Genomic DNA, 15915 nt, shown 5'->3' on the forward strand with positions numbered 1-15915 from the left:
CTACGTTACAACTTATCCACAGTACGAGATTTTATAATTTCCTAGACAACAAGAAAACCGCCATCCATTATCGGATGAGCGGTTTTACTAGTTTTAATTTATTGCCGTATGGCGGAAATGCAAGTGTCATTGGTATTGTCGTACTTTTTTTCATCATGGATTTTGCATGAGTGAATGTATCGAAACTAGCTTTTCCGTGGTACGCACTCATACCTGATGAACCGACTCCACCAAATGGTAAATTGATGTTTCCGACATGTGAAATCGTATCGTTAATGCATCCCCCGCCAAACTGCAAGTTTTCAATGAAAAAGTCTGCCGCTTGCTCGTTTTCAGTAAACATATATGCCGCGAGTGATTTGGGCAATTGACGAATTTTGTGAACCGCTTCACCGAGATTATCATACGTTAAAACCGGTAAAATCGGACCGAAAATCTCATCTTCCATCGAAGCGTTATCCCATGAAACATCGTCAAGTAGTGTCGGTTCAATGAACAGTTCTGAACGGTCAGAAGAACCACCGCTTACTAAATGCATACGATCCTTTTCAATGATTTCAACAAGGCGATTGAAATGATTATTACTGATAATTCTACCGTAATCTGGGCTTAACGATGCATCTTCCCCATAAAACTTACGGATCACAGTAAGCATTTCTTTGACTAGTTTATCTTTAATAGAATGGTGGGCAAGTATATAATCTGGCGCAACACATGTCTGTCCTGTATTGACAAACTTGCCCCAGACAATCCGTTCTGCCGCCTTTTGAATATTTGCTGTTTGGTCTACAAGAGCGGGACTTTTTCCGCCAAGCTCTAGCGTAATCGGCGTTAACCGTTCTGACGCCGCCTTCATTACGATTTTCCCTACCGCTACACTGCCTGTGAAGAAAATATAATCGAATGGGGCGTGGATGAGCGCTGAAATCTCCTCGCGTTCACCTTCTACAACACGGATATAATCGGATGAGAACGTTTCAGTCAATATCTTTTTAACAATTTGTGCCGTGTGAACAGCTGTCTCGGATGGTTTGACAATTGCGCAATTGCCCCCCGAAATCGCACCGACAAGCGGCTCCATGACAAGTTGAAACGGATAGTTAAATGGACCAATGATAAGCACGGATCCGTATGGTTCACGAACAATGAAGCTTTTCGCAGGTTGCAGATGAACAGGCGTTTTTACCTTTTCATCTTCCATCCATCCTTCTAGATGCTTAATCATATGTGAAATGCTTGAAAGAACGAAACCGATTTCCGTTACATATGACTCGAAAGGACTTTTACGAAGATCTTTATGTAACGCTTCCGTAATTTCCACTTCATTTGCGACAATCGCTTCTTTCAATTTCAAAAGCATTTCTTTGCGGAATGCAAAACTCCTTGTTTGGCCCGAAAAATAATAGGCGTGTTGGGAAGCAATCATCGTTTCAACGTCTTGTGCAGTAAAGTTCAACTTATTCCCTCCATCCCTTAGTACCTTCAATCATAGTTAGATTTGTTGCGGGATGCAAAAGTTAGCACTGTATTCCATTATCAAGTCAATAGAAGATCAATCAGCTTTTGTATTTCAAGTCCTTCATCAAATGACACCAGCAGCGCGGTTTCACCGTTAGCCGCCGCTATACACTCATCCGTAAGCGTTTTCACTGTATCGAAGGAAGTCAATATCTCAAAAGGACTGTCTTTTTGTGCCACAGTAAGTTCCGACCAATTGCGCAGTTTCAGAACACCTTCATCTCCATATACTGTATAGGACAGTTCTTCTTGTTGACCGATTCCCGAAACGCCGTTCAAGAAGACCGGAATGTCATCTACAGTTTTTCCGATTGCAAGGACACTCGTTTCCGCAAGCGTTTCATCTTCAGGATAAACGGTTTGGTGGGAAGTAATCGCAAGTTGACCAAACATCCTGTACATAAGCTGAAGGTAATGCGGGAATACTTCTCGTGTAAAGCCACCTTGTTCACGCGAGGCAATCCATGGATTTCGTTGCCATACACGTGGCCAGTGTGGGAAATAAGTTTGCAGTTCGATTCGAACGATTTTACCAATTTCACCTTCATTAATAAGTTTCATCATATGCCGAACGGACGGACTGTACATCAACGGAAAATGCATTGCAGTTTGAATTTCATTGTTCTCTGCAGCTGAAGCCATGACTAATCCATCTGAAGCGTCGTGTGCAAGTGGTTTTTCACAAAGTACATTCAAACCTTTTGAAATCGCAGCCGTACTTAGTGCAGCATGCGATACAGGTGGAGTTCCAATATAGATCCAGTCGGGTTTCATCGCCAAAACCTCTTCATAAGAGGATGCCGCAAATAATTGGTATGTATCCGCCATTTCAGTAAGACGTTCATCATTTTCATCAAACAAGGCAATAATTGTTGCAGATTCGTTGTTGCGTAATTGATTGATAATTCGCTCGCCAACAATACCTGTACCAACGAGAGCAAATGTAGTTTTTTTCACCGAAATAACCCCTTTTTTACGGATAGTTTATTAAAGGCAAAAGGATAGGTCGAACGATCCCTTTACAACCTTTGACGTTTTGTATTATAGCATTGAAGGGAATAGAATGTTCAAATAACACAGAATTTAAAAGGAGGAAATGGACATGACAACAACTGATACTTGGTGGGAAAAGATCTTTGAAGGAAATCTTTCATTGGGAATTAATAAAGAACGTCTTGTTGAACTTGAAGAAGAAAATTTCCTTTATTTTGATGAAGAGAAGCAACTGCAGGTGCCTGCACACTGATAATTAGCGTAACTAACTCGACAACGTCGCCCATTTCCAACGGACCCTAAAAACAGCTTTTCCATGAATTTATAATGGGAAAGCTGTTTTTTCATGTGTCAAAATGGTGCGTAGTGTTTTTTGGAGCTGCGTTATTCAGTATTCCTCAAACTTCACTCAATACTGTGCCACAGATAAAGTGCTGCATAACTTAAGTACGGTGACCACTCTGGAAAACGGGTACGCATTTCATCTTGAGATGGCTTGCGATCCATATTCCATACCTTTTTCAACGCATTTTGCAAACCAATATCCGCAAGAGGAAATAAATTCGGACGTCCAAGCCCAGACATAAGAAATCCTTGTGCCGTCCAAGGTCCCACACCGCGGTAAGCAACCAATTTTGAAGTTACTTCATCGTCATCCATTCCGATGAGCTGCTCAAGGTCGAGCGTCCCCTCTGCAATCGCTTGCGACAAGCCAATGACATATTCAGCCTTTCGTGTGCTAAACTGCAGATCGCGAAGCGCTAGGACATCTAGCGCCGCAATACGCTCTGGGGATGGATAACGCCAAACGTCATCCACCATCTCTCCAAATGATTCAACAAAGCGCTTCGTTAGCGTATGTGAAAATGACAAATTGAGTTGTTGGTGAATGATACTTTTCATAAGAGTTCCATATAATGAAAAACTTTTAATAAGCGGAGTGCCTTCATATTCCATAAATAATGATCCTAGATCTGTTCCGGCAAAATGCAACCCGATTGCATCCAGCGGTTTATCAAAATGAAAGATCGATTTAACTTTTTCAATTTGAATGGCATCAATTGCATTTCCCACTATAAATGAAGGTAGTTGTTTCGTGCCTATACTTTGCAGCGTGACACAATTTCCTTCTTCCATGGGAATGCGTATTGTACGACTTTGCAAATCCACCGAATTGACCGGATCCCCCGCCAACCGAACTATTGCCCGATCGAAGTCATAGACATAAGGCAATGTAAATTGAACATCGATTAGAAACACCCCTTTTTACACCGTTCTAGTACCTATTATACTTGTTTTTAAAAAACTTTTCATAAAGGTGTTGACTTCTATTACAGTTCCGCTATAATAGAAAATGTGCAGTAAGCAGAAACACAATTTAATTCCCGGTTCCGTAGCTCAGCTGGGAGAGCACTACCTCGACAAGGTAGGGGTCGCTGGTTCGAGCCCAGTCGGGACCATTGGGTGCCAAACCCGAGAAAACCTTTAGGAACAAAGGTTTTTCCAAAAAAAGACGTTCAAGCCTTGTGCTTGGAGGTCTTTTTTTCTTTGAATTTTCATCTATTTCTGACATTACTCATATTCAATTTTAAAGTGTTTTTTAATAAATGTTCTTTCTTCTTCTATAGATAACAATCCACTTGCTTTTCCAACATTCCCTTCTTGCAAATCCCATATGGCGTTATGATCTTTATCTGCTCGAGAAAAGTCATTGTTTGCCCAACGATTAAGAATATCCAAATACACTGGAGCGCTGATATAATTATTATCATTTGCTTCAACAACTTCAATTAAACGTTGCACGCGGTCCTGAGTTAAAGGAATGAATCCCCATTTGTCATCTGCACGGACTTTCTGATGGCTCATCCCATGTATGGCATCTTGTACACCATATTCCTCCATAGAAAGCAGAAATTCTTCTTCAACTGGTATTGTTCTTTTCTCATCAATTTCAATTACCGGTATTACAACTCCCGCTTTTGGAACTCCGGGTTTTTCCTCGATTGTTACGCTCCCTTTATTCCATTGATTGAAAACTAGGTACGCACTTAAACCCAATGCTACAATTCCAGTTGTTATTAGTATTGTTTTTTTAAACTTCATTAAATTCACTCCCAATTACATATTCCCAATTACATTGTACAATTGGGAATATCTGCTTGCAACTTATATACGAGCCGGTCGTATTTTAGGTAACCAACGAAATACTGTACAATTTTATTTAGTAAATGGTAAACAACATTCGTCTGGTTATCGTTTCTTATATGGTTTATAAATCTCTTGAAGTGTTCAGATCATGTGAGTCAATGACGTTTCAGAAGCAACGGAATGCTATGGTATCTACGTTTGTACACTATCAGAATTTGATTGTTTGCGGAGTGATTCTACAAGGTAAGGGCGCTGGTTCGAGCCCAGTCGGTACCACATTGGGCGCCTAGCCCACAGAGAACCTTTAGGAACAAAGGTTTTTCCGACAAGTATTACTTCTTCGGAAGTGATACTTTTTTTGTACTTTTCATTTAACCATCAATTTAATACGTTTATACTAATTGGTCCGCCGCGATAATCGTTCGGTGGCAAGCTTATATGCTCGGTTATTCGCCAATTCTTTAAACTAAAAATCCCTTCGCCTGATAAAACTCATAGCGAAGGGATTTCAACATTCTATTAAGCTACAGAAACCTTCTTACTATCGTCATCTTTCTCCCGTGTCATCCACTGGATTGCGACCATTACCACGAACAATACTAACCCGACAATGTCGGTAATAGTTTCTGGGAAAATAAGAAGCATTCCTGTCGCTAAAGCGAACAGGCGCTCAATCCAATTACATTTTCGATACCAGAAGCCAATCATCCCTGCACCAATCGCAATCATCCCAATAATGGCGGTGAAAACGACCCATATAATCTCTGTAACAGGGGCGCCCATCATGAGCATTGCGGGATTGAATACGAACATGTACGGAATGATAAATGCCGCGATAGCGAGCTTCGCAGAGGTGACACCTGTTTTAATTGGATCCCCGCCAGAAATACCTGCTGCCGCGAATGCTGCAAGTGCAACAGGTGGTGTAATGTCTGCAATAATACCAAAATAGAATACAAATAGATGTGCGGACACAGCCACAACGATCGGAACAGTTGCACCAGGGTTATCAAGCATAAGAAGCGTGATAATCGCAGGAGCCGCGATTGTTGACGTGATGACATAGTTCGCTGTTGTCGGTGAACCCATGCCCAAAACGATTGCAGCAATCATTGTAAAGAACAGAGTCAGGAAGACGTTCCCACCTGCCGCCGAAATCAATCCAGTAGCAAGGCTTAAACCTAAACCTGTCTTCACAACAACACCAACGATAATACCTGCACAAGCCGTTGCTGCCGCAACACCAAGCGCTGTACGCGCTCCATCAACCAGTGCTTCGATCATGTCTTTAAATCCAAGACGCGTTGACTTATCGAATGAGCTGACGATAATTGTTAAGACGATTCCGAGCAACGCTGCTTTCATCGTAGGAATACCAATTAATAAAAACACGATAATACCGATAATCGGTAGGAGTAAATATATTTTCTTTAATGTCTTTTTACGGTCAGGAATTTGGTCTTCAGTCATTCCTTTCAAACCTACACGCTTCGCTTCAAAGTGTGTCATAATCCAAACGCCTGTGAAATAAAGGAGTGCTGGAATCGCTGCCGCTTTTGCAATTTGCCAGTAGGTAACGCCGCCTATGAATTCAACCATAAGGAAAGCGGCTGCTCCCATAATCGGAGGCATAATTTGCCCACCCGTCGACGCTGCCGCTTCAACTCCGCCAGCAAACTCCTTTTTATAACCGAGTTTTTTCATCATCGGAATTGTATATGAACCTGACCCAACAACGTTGGCAACCGAACTTCCTGAAATCGTACCTTGTAAAGCACTCGAGAAGATGGCAACTTTAGCCGGTCCCCCGACTAAACGACCCGCCAACACAACCGCCAGATCGTTAAAATAGGCTCCAACCCCTGTTTTGACAAGGAATGCTCCGAATAACAGGAACACGAAGATGAATGTAGAAGATACACTAATTGGCGTACCTAAAATTCCATCTGTCGTGAAAAACATTAATTGAACGACACTTTTTAGATCTTGTCCACGGTGTGCAAGGAATCCCGGGAAATGAGGTCCAAAAAATGCATAGACTAAAAACACAGCTGAGATAATTGTAATCGGCATTCCGACCGCTCGTCTTGCGGCCTCCATCGTTAAGAGAATGGCTATAACCCCGACGACCATATCAAGTGTCGATACACGACCAACACGTAACACCAAATCACCAATGAAAAGCGGCCAATAAAGTCCGACTCCTATTGCAAGAAGCGCCAAAATCATATCGTAAAACGGTACTTTATTTCGTTCGCCCTTAATTTTTTTCTTAGCTGGAAACAGAATAAAGATTAAAGATAATGCAAACCCTAAGTGAATTGAACGTTGAATGTACGCCGTAAAAGGAGTCCCAATCGCTGTATACAATTGAAATATGGAAAATGCCAGTAAACCAAAAAATACAATTTTCTTAAATATGCCTGTAACATCACGTGTATTCGATTCTGGGTCAAACTTTTGAAGAATTTCAAGTTGTTCTTCTTCTGACAGCATTTTAAACTCTTCTGTTTGCGTTTCTAGCTCTAGTTCATCGTTCCGTTTTGGTTGTTTTTCCATTCATATTAACTCCTTTAAGCATTTGATAAAGAGAGAGTTTCGCAACACGAAATGTGTAGGATTTCCCCCTCACCAACTGTTTCTTTAAATTTAATTCATTGCCTAAGTATCGAAAAGCTAATTCTGCATCTACATCGCCAATTAACATGACAAATGATTCAATTACATTACCCTCGTATGTAAGCGTGTACAAACCATCTTTCATCGTGAAGGTTTCTCCATCTTCCGCGTTACCCGGTAGCCCGATAGCAAAATCTTCATATTGCATTGACAAGAGCCGAATTTCATTATCCTTAGTCGCTTCATATGATTCTATGACGTTAGACAAATGAATGGAGTGGACATATCTAATTTGAAATTCATTGTCACTTTCTAAAGGTACATAAAATACTTTTGGATTCTCCACACGATGTTCAGTAAATGTAAATGCTGTTTTTATCGGAATAAATAAAACTAGTAATATAAAACAAAGAATTAGCGGTACAACTTTTTTTTTGTTCACCCGCCTCTTCCTTTCTGATTATATAAAAGAATGGGCGGCTGAAGCATAAAGCCTCGCCGCCCCGCTAAAAAACATTAATTATTACTTTAGTTCATCAAAGTATTTCTGAGCCCCTGGGTGAACCGGTATTCCGATACCATTAAGACCATTTTCAGCTTTGATTAATTTCCCTTTTGCATGTTGAAGTTTAGAAGCGTTATCGTAAATTGCTTTTGTAATTTCATAAGCCAAGTCTTCAGGAATCTCATTTTGAATAACCAACATAGCACCAACTGAAACCGCTGGCGTTTCAGTTGCCATTCCGTATGTGCCTGAAGGTATTATTTCTTTAGCATAGTAAGGATACTTTTTGATCAATTCATCCGCTTTTGCGTCTTCAACCGGAACAACATATACAGACGCAACGGCATTTAGGCCTTCAACCGCCCCTGTTGGCGTTCCTGCTGTTATGAAAGCAGCGTCAATTTGACCCGCTTGTAAACTTTCTGTAGATTCACCAAAGTCAAGACTTTGTGCCTTGATATCATCCATTGTTAGTCCATGGATTTCCAGTAACTGTTCTGCATTTGCGTAAGTACCAGAACCTGGCGCACCTACGGATACTTTTTTCCCTTTTAAATCAGCGTATGTTTTGATTCCGCTTTTTTCAAGTGTTACCAATTGAACAGTTTCAGGGTACAATGCACCAATTGCCGAAACATTGTCAATCTTTTCTCCGTCAAACATCAACTCACCTTTAGAGGCATAGTAAGCGATATCCGTTTGAACAAATGCAATATCGCCTTCACCATCTTGAAGTGCTGTCATATTCGCAGCAGATGCTTGTGAAACTTCAGCAGTTGTTTTAACGCCTGTTGCTTCTGTAATATAGTCAGCAAATGACCCACCAAGCGGATAATATGTTCCTGTTGTTCCCCCAGTTAAAACACTAAGAAACTTGTAATCTTCTTTACTTTTACCAGCGTCAGCTTCTTTCTCAGTAGTCCCTGTATCGCCTGAGTTACATGCTGATAGTACTAGTAATGCAATCATCGTGATAAATGCAAACAATCGCAATTGCTTTTTCTTCATTTTATTTCATCCCCTTAAGTTTGATAGTTCTTCATAATCCCAAAATACATCTTACCATGAAGTCTCTCTATTTTGTCAATAAACTTTAAAATTAATCAGATTCTTGCAAGCGTTTACAGTTCTTTCTACTTACTATCTTCTCCAAATTCAAAAAACCCAAAAGGACGAATCCTTTCAGGTGTTCATAAGTCGTCACTAAATTTGTGCACCGTTGACTTTCGTTTCAGGCATCGTTTCATCGGGTGAAATATCTCCGAATGTTTCCCCCGCTTCTTGAAGATCCCGTGTTCTATGTGCGATTCTTGAGGCTGCACAAGCAGCAACACTGGCAACCAGGTCATCTAGAAACGTATGGATGGCTTTACCTTTTTTTGTGTCTAGCTCGTTAATGATACCCATTTTATTTTTATCGAGATGACCGAATGTCGTTACCGCAATAGAACCATATGTAAACACGGCACCCAGTGCGATCGTTTCATCAACCCCAAATAGACCTTCGTCAGACTCAACAATTTGTTGTAATGGCGCGGACAGTTTCCCCTGTTCTGCCAACTCATCTAATTCAATTCCCACAAGAATCGCATGCTGAAGTTCTCGTTTCCGGAGTACACCTTCAATAGATTCAATACAGTGAGCCATTGTTAGACCATCGTTATACGGGTATTGCAGTTCATAGACGATTTCAGCAATGGCTTCCAGTGTCACACCGCGGCGTTTCAAAGCCGCTTTCGTCGCTTCTGTCACAACTTTTGAATGAACAATTTTTGTATCATCATGCATTTCTGTCCAACCCCTTTTATAGTTAGTATATAAACAGAACACAACCATTATACCGGACCTTTACGTTATGATACAATTTCAATATACATGCAATTTAAGGAGGCAACCAGAGTGAAATACGGAAAAATAGAAGATATTACAATTTACAGTAAAGCACTTGATGAGGAAATGCAGGTGCTCATTCATTTGCCCCACAATTTTTCGCCTCTCTATAAATATTCGGTGCTAATTGCATCTGATGGCAAAGATTATTTCCAGTTCGGGCGTATAGGACGGGTCGTTGACGAATTGATCGACGCGGAAGAAATTGAAAATGTTATTGTGGTAGGTGTTCCTTATAAAAGCGTCAAAGAACGCAGGCGCATGTATCATCCGGGTGGTGACCGTCGCGAAGCCTATACTCGCTTCCTGGCTCATGAACTTGTACCGTATATTGACGACAATTATCCAACTTATCAGATTGGGGCAGGCAGGGCCCTTATCGGTGATTCCTTGGCAGCCACGATTTCTCTTCTAACTGCAACCAAGTATCCTAATATATTCGGGAAAGTCATTCTGCATTCCCCTTATGTCGATGATTTAGTACTTGAAAAGGTCGAAGCTTCACAAGACCCTTCCCGTTTCTCGATTTATCATGTTATTGGGAAGGAAGAAACCCAAGTTAATACGCAAATTGACGGCGTTCAAGACTTCCTTACACCTAACCGGACTTTAAACGAATTAATTGAAAGAAAAGGTTTCCCTTATTTCTATGATGAATTCGATGGAGACCATACCTGGAAGCATTGGCAACCCGATGTCCGCCGCGCGATTCAAATGGTTTTTGGTCATTAATTCAGACAAAACGGACATATTTTCAAGTATTCTGCTATAATCAAATTTATAAAGTAAAAACAATTATTCTAGGAGGTTTTATTTATGAAATACGGCGTCGTAGCATTCCCATCAAAGAAACTTCAAGACTTGGCAAACGCTTACAGGAAAAGATACGATCCACATTATGCACTAATCACGCCGCATTTAACGGTTAAAGGTGTATTCGAAGCCAATGACCAAGAGATTGAAGAAGTTGCAAAGGCAATTAGAGAAATAACTAAAAAACACAGCCCGTTTGAATTAAGCGTATCAAAAGTGGGTACATTCGCTCCAATTACGAATACAATTTACTTTAAGGCTACTCTTAACGATGAACTAGCTGCTTTGCATAAAGATCTGAACAACGACTTTTTCGGTGAAAAACCTGAATTCACATTCGTTCCCCACGTGACGATTGCGCAAAAACTTTCTTCTGGCGAACACGATGATATCATTGGTCAACTAAAAATGATTGGTGTCGATCATACTGAAACAATTGACCGTTTGCACCTTACTTATCAACTCGAAGACGGCTCTTGGACGGTATATGAAACATTCCGCCTTGACGAGGATAACTGAACATTGTTCGAAGTAAGATTCGCAAATTCTGACCTTGAACAAGAAGATGCATTTTCTGTCAGAAGGAAAGTGTTCGTGGAAGAACAAGGCGTACCACTAGACCTTGAACTAGATCATTTCGATAAAACTGCAGCACATTTCGTCGTTTATTCATCAGAATCTCCAATCGGCGCAGGCCGTATCAGGGAAATCAACGATGGAATTGGGAAAGTCGAACGTGTTTGCATTTTGGAAGAATTTCGGGGGAAACATCTCGGAAATCTTATCATGCATGCACTTGAAGAGCATGCTGAAACAACAGGCATGAACAAAATTATTTTGAATGCACAATCATATGCTGTTCCTTTCTATGAAAAGTTAGGGTATGTCATTACTTCACCCGAATTTATGGATGCGGATATTCCGCATCGCGCAATGGAAAAAAGTATGGCGTGAAAAGCGGAAGGCGCCTTCTAGACGCGACAGGCATAAGTCGATCCAGCGACGTGGCGCTCTTTTCCACATAGCTGGATTGCTTTCAAGGAACGTAGCCTAAGTACGCCGCGTCCTGCGGCAATGGCTACGTGAACCCACATCCTGTGGGCCTCCGAGCGGCTGGCGCCTGGAGCTAGACACTATTATAAGTAGAAAAACACTTTCACTTTTTTCATTAAAAAAGGTTCGCATTGCTTAAAAGCAACGCGAACCTTTTTATTCTAATCAATTATACATAGGCATTTACCGCGATACCTTTCCCTACTACTTTGGCTATCGCCGGTGATAGATTAACTGGATTGGGACGGATAAACCCTTGATATGCAGAAGGAACTGATACAATAGGCTTACCTTCCTCTTCCTCCTTTTCCCGTTCTTTATGCGAGGACTCTTTAAACTCATCCAAGAAGTCTGAATTTAACTTAACTTTGCTCACTCGTTCAATATATGCAAAGTTATAAGCTTCCATACTTAATCGATTTGCATAGATCTGAGATTGGATTGGTTGAATTGGTAGAATATATCCCATTGTAAACACCTCCATTTTCACTAATACTATTACTATATCCATAGGTTGGTATTATTAAACCTATTATTCTGTTTTTTCGTAAAGTTTTTTTATTGTCGGCCAAGCATATCTGTAATATCTTTAATATTAACCGCTTTGCCATTTTTTACGATAGAATTAACAAGCTCATCTTCAGTCTGCTGAGGTACTTCTTTTTTCGCCAGCTTCCCGACTTTACGAATAATTTTCCTTACTTGCCGTTCATCATTGAAATCCGCATATTGGATTGCATTTGCAAGTGCAAAAACTTCTTCCATCGGGACGCCTGTTTTTGATTCGATTTTCCGGAAAAATGAATCATTCATCTGTTATCTCCCCCTTTTTATACACAAAAACTGCGGCCCACAATGATGAGCAAGATGAAGAGAACAACGATTAATACGAATGTCGATCCGCCATAACTCGCTCTTTCCGGTTCACATCCACCGCCGTACCCGCCTCCATAAGGATTGCATCCTCCATACATAATAATACCCCCTTCCTTTCTTCGTATCCTATGCGGACACTTGAAGAAGGAAGAGGGCGCATGACTATTAAACCTTTCCTTTCGATTTAAAAATAAGCGATGCAATGAATCCAAATATTATTGCTGCGCTAATTCCTGAACTAGTCACTTCAAACATTCCTGTCATAACACCGATTAGACCATGTTTTTCAGCTTCTGCCATTGCGCCATGCGTCAAGGCATTACCGAAAGAAGTAATTGGTATCGTTGCCCCCGCTCCTGCAAAATCGATGAGCGGTTCATACAGACCCACCCCGTCTAACACGGAACCCACGACGACCAAAATGCACAATGTATGCGCAGGGGTTAATTTTGCCACGTCAAACAACAGTTGTCCCACAACACAAATGAGACCCCCCACAATAAATGCTGTAATGAACATCGAAACCATAATCCACACTCATTTCATTGTTAATTCGATTGCATGCGCAATGCACGGAATCGTATCACCTTGTTGAAATGATAACGGAGATAATAGCGCGCCCGTCGCAATTAGAAGGACCCGTTTATAGTCACCCGCCCTCATTTTATCAATTACTTCCGATAGGAAAATGGCGGCTGAACAACCTGCACCACTTGCCCCGGATAAAAAAGCTTTATCAGCACCGTAAAATTCTTTGCCTGCATCCCTAAAATTTTTGGTCACGTCAATACCTTGATTGCCTGCAAGGGTTTTATATAACTCAAAACCAGTTTTTCCGAGGTCGCCTGTCATGATCACATCATAGTCTTTCACGTCTTTGTTGTGACCTTTTAGATGGCGGCTAAGCGTATCTGCGGCTGCCGGTGCCATCGCCGCCCCCATATTTAGTGGATTGGTCATTCCGAGATCGATTACACATCCGATTGTTCCACACTCTATAGAAGGAAATCCTTTTTTATAAGGTGTAACAGCTGCTACCCCCGCTGCTGTGACGGTCCATTGAGCAGTTCCAGGTTTTTGTGCGCCATACTCGTTTGGATAACGAAATTGTCGTTCCACTGCATTATGCTGACTAGATGCTCCCGCAATAGCACATTTCGACATACCGGTTTCGGTCAGCAGCGCTGCCATTAAGAGCGAGGACACTGAAGTTGCACAAGCGGAAAACAGACCAATATACGGAATTCCCACCGTTGTAGCGGCAAAGTTTGAGGGGGTCATTTGGTTAATAAGATCGCCAATTAACAGGAAATCGGCGTCGCTTGGTACAGAATCCACTTTGCTTAACGCAATCATGCACGCATCTTCCATCATTTTTGCGTGAGCATGCTCATTCGTTTTCATTCCACAGCGCTCATCTTCGTACACTTTATCAAATTTATCGACGAACAGGCTTTTCTTCTCTAGCGGGCCCGCTGTAACCCCAGTTGCCACAATGGATGGTGTCGTTTTGAATGTCAAGAGACCGCGCGCTACCATGATACAACACCTAACTTTACAAGTATCGTTTTAATGAGTGCAACGACAAATGCCGAAAATACGCCGAAGAGAATGACCGAACCCGCGAGTTTGAACATATTTCCACCAACTCCAAGAACATACCCTTCGGTCTTATGTTCAATTGCTGCTGAAATGACAGCATTGCCGAAACCTGTAATCGGAACTGCACTCCCCGCTCCTCCAAATTGGCCAATTTTCTTATACAATCCAAAGCCAGTTAACAGCATCGCGAAAAATATCATTGTTGCGACAGTCGGATTACTGGCCGTCCGTTCCGTGAAGTCAAAATATGTCATATAAAACAGCGACACAAATTGGCCTACTAAACAAATTGTGCCTCCCGTCAAAAATGCAAAAATCATATTTCGCATTAATGGGATTTTAGGAGATGTATCTTTTTCTAACTTTGCATATTTTTTTTCGTCCATTATGTCTCTTCCTTTATAAGCGATTTCAATTTCTCAATCTTTTTACCTTTATCCTTCTTATCTTCCAAATCAATGAGCTTGTTCATTTCCATCCATATTTTACTGTCCGCTGAAACCATAACGTCCAACCCTGGGTAGCCATTTTCTAATTTTTTCTTAAGCTCCTTTTCAATCTTTTCTTTTTTGAAGCGTGAAAAAGTTTTAAGCGTAACGGCTGTTATCAAGTTATTTTCATGAAAAGTAGTGACTGCTGATGTGAGACGTTTGTCATTTTTCAATACTTCTTCCACTTTTGCATGATCCTCGCTGGAATTGTTGTCTATCCGGAATCCGCTTCCTGAACAACCGGATAGAATGATAACTGCGAGGACTACAAGGCTAAGTTTCCGGATATGCGTCCCCTCCATTTTTATACAGTATGCCTTTTCATACGTAACTTTATTCATAATCCACCTATGCGCCCTATCACAGTGAACTTTGTCGCATAAAGTATAAAGAATTAAGAAAAGGAGGTGGAATTAATGGGATGTGGAAGAAATGAAGAATGTAGTGAAAGAAAGCACCAAGATGACTGCGTATGTGAGGTTGTCAGGTTCATCAAGCGTTTACAGGATGCTGGAACAGACGATGACTGCGTAGAATGCGAAACAGATTGTTTCATGGCTCCGCTCGGTAGCATATCCAGCCCTGCACGTCACCGTGTCAATACACGCGTATTCATGCTATTGACGAAGAACGGTGATCCGTTCAAAGCAATGTTCCGTCCGGAAAGCCAAAAATATTACCTTCACAATTGCTTCTCTACTTTTTTCAGAGTCCAAAACGTCTTTGACGGCTGCTGCGCAACATTGCAAGTACTAGCGCCATTAGACATTCACAATAATCCGGTGGACATAATTAAACATGGTAAGTTGGATCTTGAAGAACTCTGTAAAGTTGAAAAATTTGGTGCGACAGATTCATGTATCACAGTCGACTTGACTTGTTTCTGTGGAATCCAATGTATTAAAGATACGTATATCGATTTTTGTGACGTAGATTAATTAATGCCCTGCAATGCCCAAACAACCCAACCGATTTAGATCGGTTGGGTTGTTTTAACTTTTCACTATCATTGTAAAAAGGCAGGACGGAGAGGTTCCCGTCCTGCCTTTTCATTTAGTTTCATCAAATGGCTTACCGCGCCATAACACTTCTTCAATTTTGCCCATTTCTACAGCAATTATTTCGTGATTGGCACCTTCCAGATCAATCCACACTGTTTCTTCTTCAACTTTCTCAATCGTTCCTGATAGTGTTTCTTCCTCTAGAATAAATTGAAGTGGCTGATAAGCTTGGCGGCGGAATGAATTGCTCAAATAAATAATTTTACGTTGTATATCTGGATTCACCGGCAAGGCTTCGGTAGCAATTACCTCTTCTTCATTTTCTAACATAGACTGCTCCTCGTTGTTCAGTAAAAATACTGACGTGCTTTCCTCCACAATAATCGCAACTTTTATAAAGACAGGT

22 protein-coding genes and 1 tRNA gene are annotated in these 15915 nt (G+C 41.2%); 6 read left to right on the plus strand and 17 right to left on the minus strand.

The annotated features are described in order from the left end of the window. Positions 1–67: 67 nt before the first annotated feature. The gene (locus tag I2483_RS07240; RefSeq protein ID WP_207174877.1) at positions 68–1456 is read right to left on the minus strand and encodes an aldehyde dehydrogenase; all 1389 of its coding nucleotides are present in this window, start codon (positions 1454–1456) and stop codon (positions 68–70) included. 80 nt (positions 1457–1536) lie between these two features. After that, positions 1537–2475 carry a Gfo/Idh/MocA family oxidoreductase gene (locus tag I2483_RS07245; RefSeq protein WP_207174879.1) on the minus strand — a complete coding sequence of 313 codons (939 nt, stop codon included), beginning with the start codon at positions 2473–2475 and terminating at the stop codon, positions 1537–1539. 145 nt (positions 2476–2620) lie between these two features. Here I2483_RS07245 and I2483_RS07250 point away from each other — a divergent pair, with 145 nt between their 5' ends. Continuing rightward, a complete protein-coding gene (locus tag I2483_RS07250; protein WP_186669358.1) occupies positions 2621–2764 on the plus strand; it encodes a hypothetical protein in 144 nt (47 codons plus the stop codon). A 152-nt stretch (positions 2765–2916) separates the two neighbouring features. Here I2483_RS07250 and I2483_RS07255 read toward each other — a convergent pair whose 3' ends face one another. Continuing rightward, positions 2917–3771 (minus strand): DNA-3-methyladenine glycosylase family protein, encoded by an 855-nt coding sequence (locus I2483_RS07255; protein ID WP_481886322.1) that lies wholly within the window; start codon positions 3769–3771, stop codon positions 2917–2919. Positions 3772–3898: 127 nt separating this feature from the next. On the opposite strand from I2483_RS07255, the gene I2483_RS07260 reads away from it, so the two are divergent. Then, positions 3899–3971: transfer RNA gene (locus I2483_RS07260), tRNA-Val, on the plus strand. Positions 3972–4083: 112 nt separating this feature from the next. Here I2483_RS07260 and I2483_RS07265 read toward each other — a convergent pair. The 5 genes from I2483_RS07265 to I2483_RS07285 all read right to left on the minus strand — a co-directional run bounded on the left by I2483_RS07265 (position 4084) and on the right by I2483_RS07285 (position 9571). Next, complete coding sequence (locus tag I2483_RS07265; protein WP_207174881.1) at positions 4084–4614, minus strand: DUF6241 domain-containing protein; 531 nt, start codon at positions 4612–4614, stop codon at positions 4084–4086. 564 nt (positions 4615–5178) lie between these two features. Then, on the minus strand, positions 5179–7218 hold the full coding sequence (locus I2483_RS07270) for a TRAP transporter permease (RefSeq protein ID WP_207174883.1): 2040 nt from the start codon (positions 7216–7218) through the stop codon (positions 5179–5181). Continuing rightward, positions 7190–7720 (minus strand): DUF1850 domain-containing protein, encoded by a 531-nt coding sequence (locus tag I2483_RS07275; protein WP_207174885.1) that lies wholly within the window; start codon positions 7718–7720, stop codon positions 7190–7192. Before I2483_RS07275 ends, I2483_RS07270 begins: the two co-directional genes overlap by 29 nt. 81 nt (positions 7721–7801) lie before the next feature. Then, the gene (locus I2483_RS07280) at positions 7802–8791 is read right to left on the minus strand and encodes a TAXI family TRAP transporter solute-binding subunit (RefSeq protein WP_207174887.1); all 990 of its coding nucleotides are present in this window, start codon (positions 8789–8791) and stop codon (positions 7802–7804) included. 195 nt (positions 8792–8986) lie between these two features. After that, positions 8987–9571, minus strand: coding sequence for a phosphatidylglycerophosphatase A family protein (locus I2483_RS07285; protein ID WP_207174889.1), 585 nt, complete (start codon positions 9569–9571; stop codon positions 8987–8989). Between the two features lie 87 nt (positions 9572–9658). Here I2483_RS07285 and I2483_RS07290 point away from each other — a divergent pair, with 87 nt between their 5' ends. The 3 genes from I2483_RS07290 to I2483_RS07300 all read left to right on the plus strand — a co-directional run bounded on the left by I2483_RS07290 (position 9659) and on the right by I2483_RS07300 (position 11440). Beyond that, a complete protein-coding gene (locus tag I2483_RS07290; protein WP_218624891.1) occupies positions 9659–10405 on the plus strand; it encodes an esterase family protein in 747 nt (248 codons plus the stop codon). Positions 10406–10489: 84 nt separating this feature from the next. After that, complete coding sequence (locus tag I2483_RS07295) at positions 10490–11005, plus strand: YjcG family protein (RefSeq protein ID WP_207174893.1); 516 nt, start codon at positions 10490–10492, stop codon at positions 11003–11005. Between the two features lie 3 nt (positions 11006–11008). Next, positions 11009–11440: a GNAT family N-acetyltransferase gene (locus I2483_RS07300; protein ID WP_207174895.1), complete on the plus strand. Its 432-nt coding sequence runs from the start codon at positions 11009–11011 to the stop codon at positions 11438–11440. A 17-nt stretch (positions 11441–11457) separates the two neighbouring features. On the opposite strand, the gene I2483_RS19360 is transcribed toward I2483_RS07300, so the two are convergent. The 8 genes from I2483_RS19360 to I2483_RS07335 form a co-directional block, all read right to left on the minus strand. Beyond that, complete coding sequence (locus tag I2483_RS19360; protein ID WP_255550324.1) at positions 11458–11580, minus strand: hypothetical protein; 123 nt, start codon at positions 11578–11580, stop codon at positions 11458–11460. 128 nt (positions 11581–11708) lie between these two features. Next, positions 11709–12008 (minus strand): hypothetical protein, encoded by a 300-nt coding sequence (locus I2483_RS07305; RefSeq protein WP_207174897.1) that lies wholly within the window; start codon positions 12006–12008, stop codon positions 11709–11711. A gap of 89 nt (positions 12009–12097) precedes the next feature. Next, on the minus strand, positions 12098–12352 hold the full coding sequence (locus tag I2483_RS07310; RefSeq protein WP_186669340.1) for a stage VI sporulation protein F: 255 nt from the start codon (positions 12350–12352) through the stop codon (positions 12098–12100). A gap of 17 nt (positions 12353–12369) precedes the next feature. Then, positions 12370–12513 (minus strand): YjcZ family sporulation protein, encoded by a 144-nt coding sequence (locus tag I2483_RS07315; protein WP_207174899.1) that lies wholly within the window; start codon positions 12511–12513, stop codon positions 12370–12372. Between the two features lie 67 nt (positions 12514–12580). Beyond that, positions 12581–12943 (minus strand): stage V sporulation protein AE, encoded by a 363-nt coding sequence (gene spoVAE, locus I2483_RS07320; protein ID WP_207174901.1) that lies wholly within the window; start codon positions 12941–12943, stop codon positions 12581–12583. Between the two features lie 9 nt (positions 12944–12952). Beyond that, a complete protein-coding gene (locus tag I2483_RS07325) occupies positions 12953–13954 on the minus strand; it encodes a beta-ketoacyl-[acyl-carrier-protein] synthase family protein (RefSeq protein ID WP_207174903.1) in 1002 nt (333 codons plus the stop codon). Next, positions 13948–14403 (minus strand): stage V sporulation protein AC, encoded by a 456-nt coding sequence (spoVAC, locus tag I2483_RS07330; RefSeq protein ID WP_207174905.1) that lies wholly within the window; start codon positions 14401–14403, stop codon positions 13948–13950. The genes I2483_RS07325 and spoVAC overlap by 7 nt, the downstream gene beginning before the upstream one ends. Next, on the minus strand, positions 14403–14849 hold the full coding sequence (locus I2483_RS07335; RefSeq protein WP_207174907.1) for a hypothetical protein: 447 nt from the start codon (positions 14847–14849) through the stop codon (positions 14403–14405). The genes spoVAC and I2483_RS07335 overlap by 1 nt, the downstream gene beginning before the upstream one ends. A 75-nt stretch (positions 14850–14924) precedes the next feature. Between I2483_RS07335 and I2483_RS07340 the strand changes: the two genes are divergently transcribed. Then, entirely contained in the window at positions 14925–15446 is a 522-nt protein-coding gene (locus I2483_RS07340; protein ID WP_207174909.1) for a CotY/CotZ family spore coat protein, read from the plus strand. Between the two features lie 111 nt (positions 15447–15557). Here I2483_RS07340 and I2483_RS07345 read toward each other — a convergent pair whose 3' ends face one another. Further along, a complete protein-coding gene (locus tag I2483_RS07345) occupies positions 15558–15839 on the minus strand; it encodes a hypothetical protein (RefSeq protein WP_186669315.1) in 282 nt (93 codons plus the stop codon). Between the last annotated feature and the right edge of the window lie 76 nt (positions 15840–15915).

This window comes from Sporosarcina sp. E16_3, from assembly GCF_017347125.1.
Taxonomy (GTDB): Bacteria; Bacillota; Bacilli; order Bacillales_A; family Planococcaceae; genus Sporosarcina.

Excerpts from the sequence above, each read along its gene's own strand:
- I2483_RS07250 (WP_186669358.1), top strand. The coding sequence starts at position 2,621 with ATGACAACAACTGATACTTGGTGGGAAAAGATCTTTGAAGGAAATCTT.
- I2483_RS07265 (WP_207174881.1), bottom strand. The coding sequence starts at position 4,614 with ATGAAGTTTAAAAAAACAATACTAATAACAACTGGAATTGTAGCATTG.
- I2483_RS07270 (WP_207174883.1), bottom strand. The coding sequence starts at position 7,218 with ATGGAAAAACAACCAAAACGGAACGATGAACTAGAGCTAGAAACGCAA.
- I2483_RS07280 (WP_207174887.1), bottom strand. The coding sequence starts at position 8,791 with ATGAAGAAAAAGCAATTGCGATTGTTTGCATTTATCACGATGATTGCA.
- I2483_RS07285 (WP_207174889.1), bottom strand. The coding sequence starts at position 9,571 with ATGCATGATGATACAAAAATTGTTCATTCAAAAGTTGTGACAGAAGCG.
- I2483_RS07290 (WP_218624891.1), top strand. The coding sequence starts at position 9,659 with ATGCAATTTAAGGAGGCAACCAGAGTGAAATACGGAAAAATAGAAGAT.
- I2483_RS07295 (WP_207174893.1), top strand. The coding sequence starts at position 10,490 with ATGAAATACGGCGTCGTAGCATTCCCATCAAAGAAACTTCAAGACTTG.
- I2483_RS19360 (WP_255550324.1), bottom strand. The coding sequence starts at position 11,580 with ATGTGGGTTCACGTAGCCATTGCCGCAGGACGCGGCGTACTTAGGCTA.
- I2483_RS07305 (WP_207174897.1), bottom strand. The coding sequence starts at position 12,008 with ATGGGATATATTCTACCAATTCAACCAATCCAATCTCAGATCTATGCA.
- I2483_RS07310 (WP_186669340.1), bottom strand. The coding sequence starts at position 12,352 with ATGAATGATTCATTTTTCCGGAAAATCGAATCAAAAACAGGCGTCCCG.
- I2483_RS07315 (WP_207174899.1), bottom strand. The coding sequence starts at position 12,513 with ATGTATGGAGGATGCAATCCTTATGGAGGCGGGTACGGCGGTGGATGT.
- spoVAE (WP_207174901.1), bottom strand. The coding sequence starts at position 12,943 with ATGGTTTCGATGTTCATTACAGCATTTATTGTGGGGGGTCTCATTTGT.
- I2483_RS07325 (WP_207174903.1), bottom strand. The coding sequence starts at position 13,954 with ATGGTAGCGCGCGGTCTCTTGACATTCAAAACGACACCATCCATTGTG.
- spoVAC (WP_207174905.1), bottom strand. The coding sequence starts at position 14,403 with ATGGACGAAAAAAAATATGCAAAGTTAGAAAAAGATACATCTCCTAAA.
- I2483_RS07335 (WP_207174907.1), bottom strand. The coding sequence starts at position 14,849 with ATGAATAAAGTTACGTATGAAAAGGCATACTGTATAAAAATGGAGGGG.
- I2483_RS07340 (WP_207174909.1), top strand. The coding sequence starts at position 14,925 with ATGGGATGTGGAAGAAATGAAGAATGTAGTGAAAGAAAGCACCAAGAT.
- I2483_RS07345 (WP_186669315.1), bottom strand. The coding sequence starts at position 15,839 with ATGTTAGAAAATGAAGAAGAGGTAATTGCTACCGAAGCCTTGCCGGTG.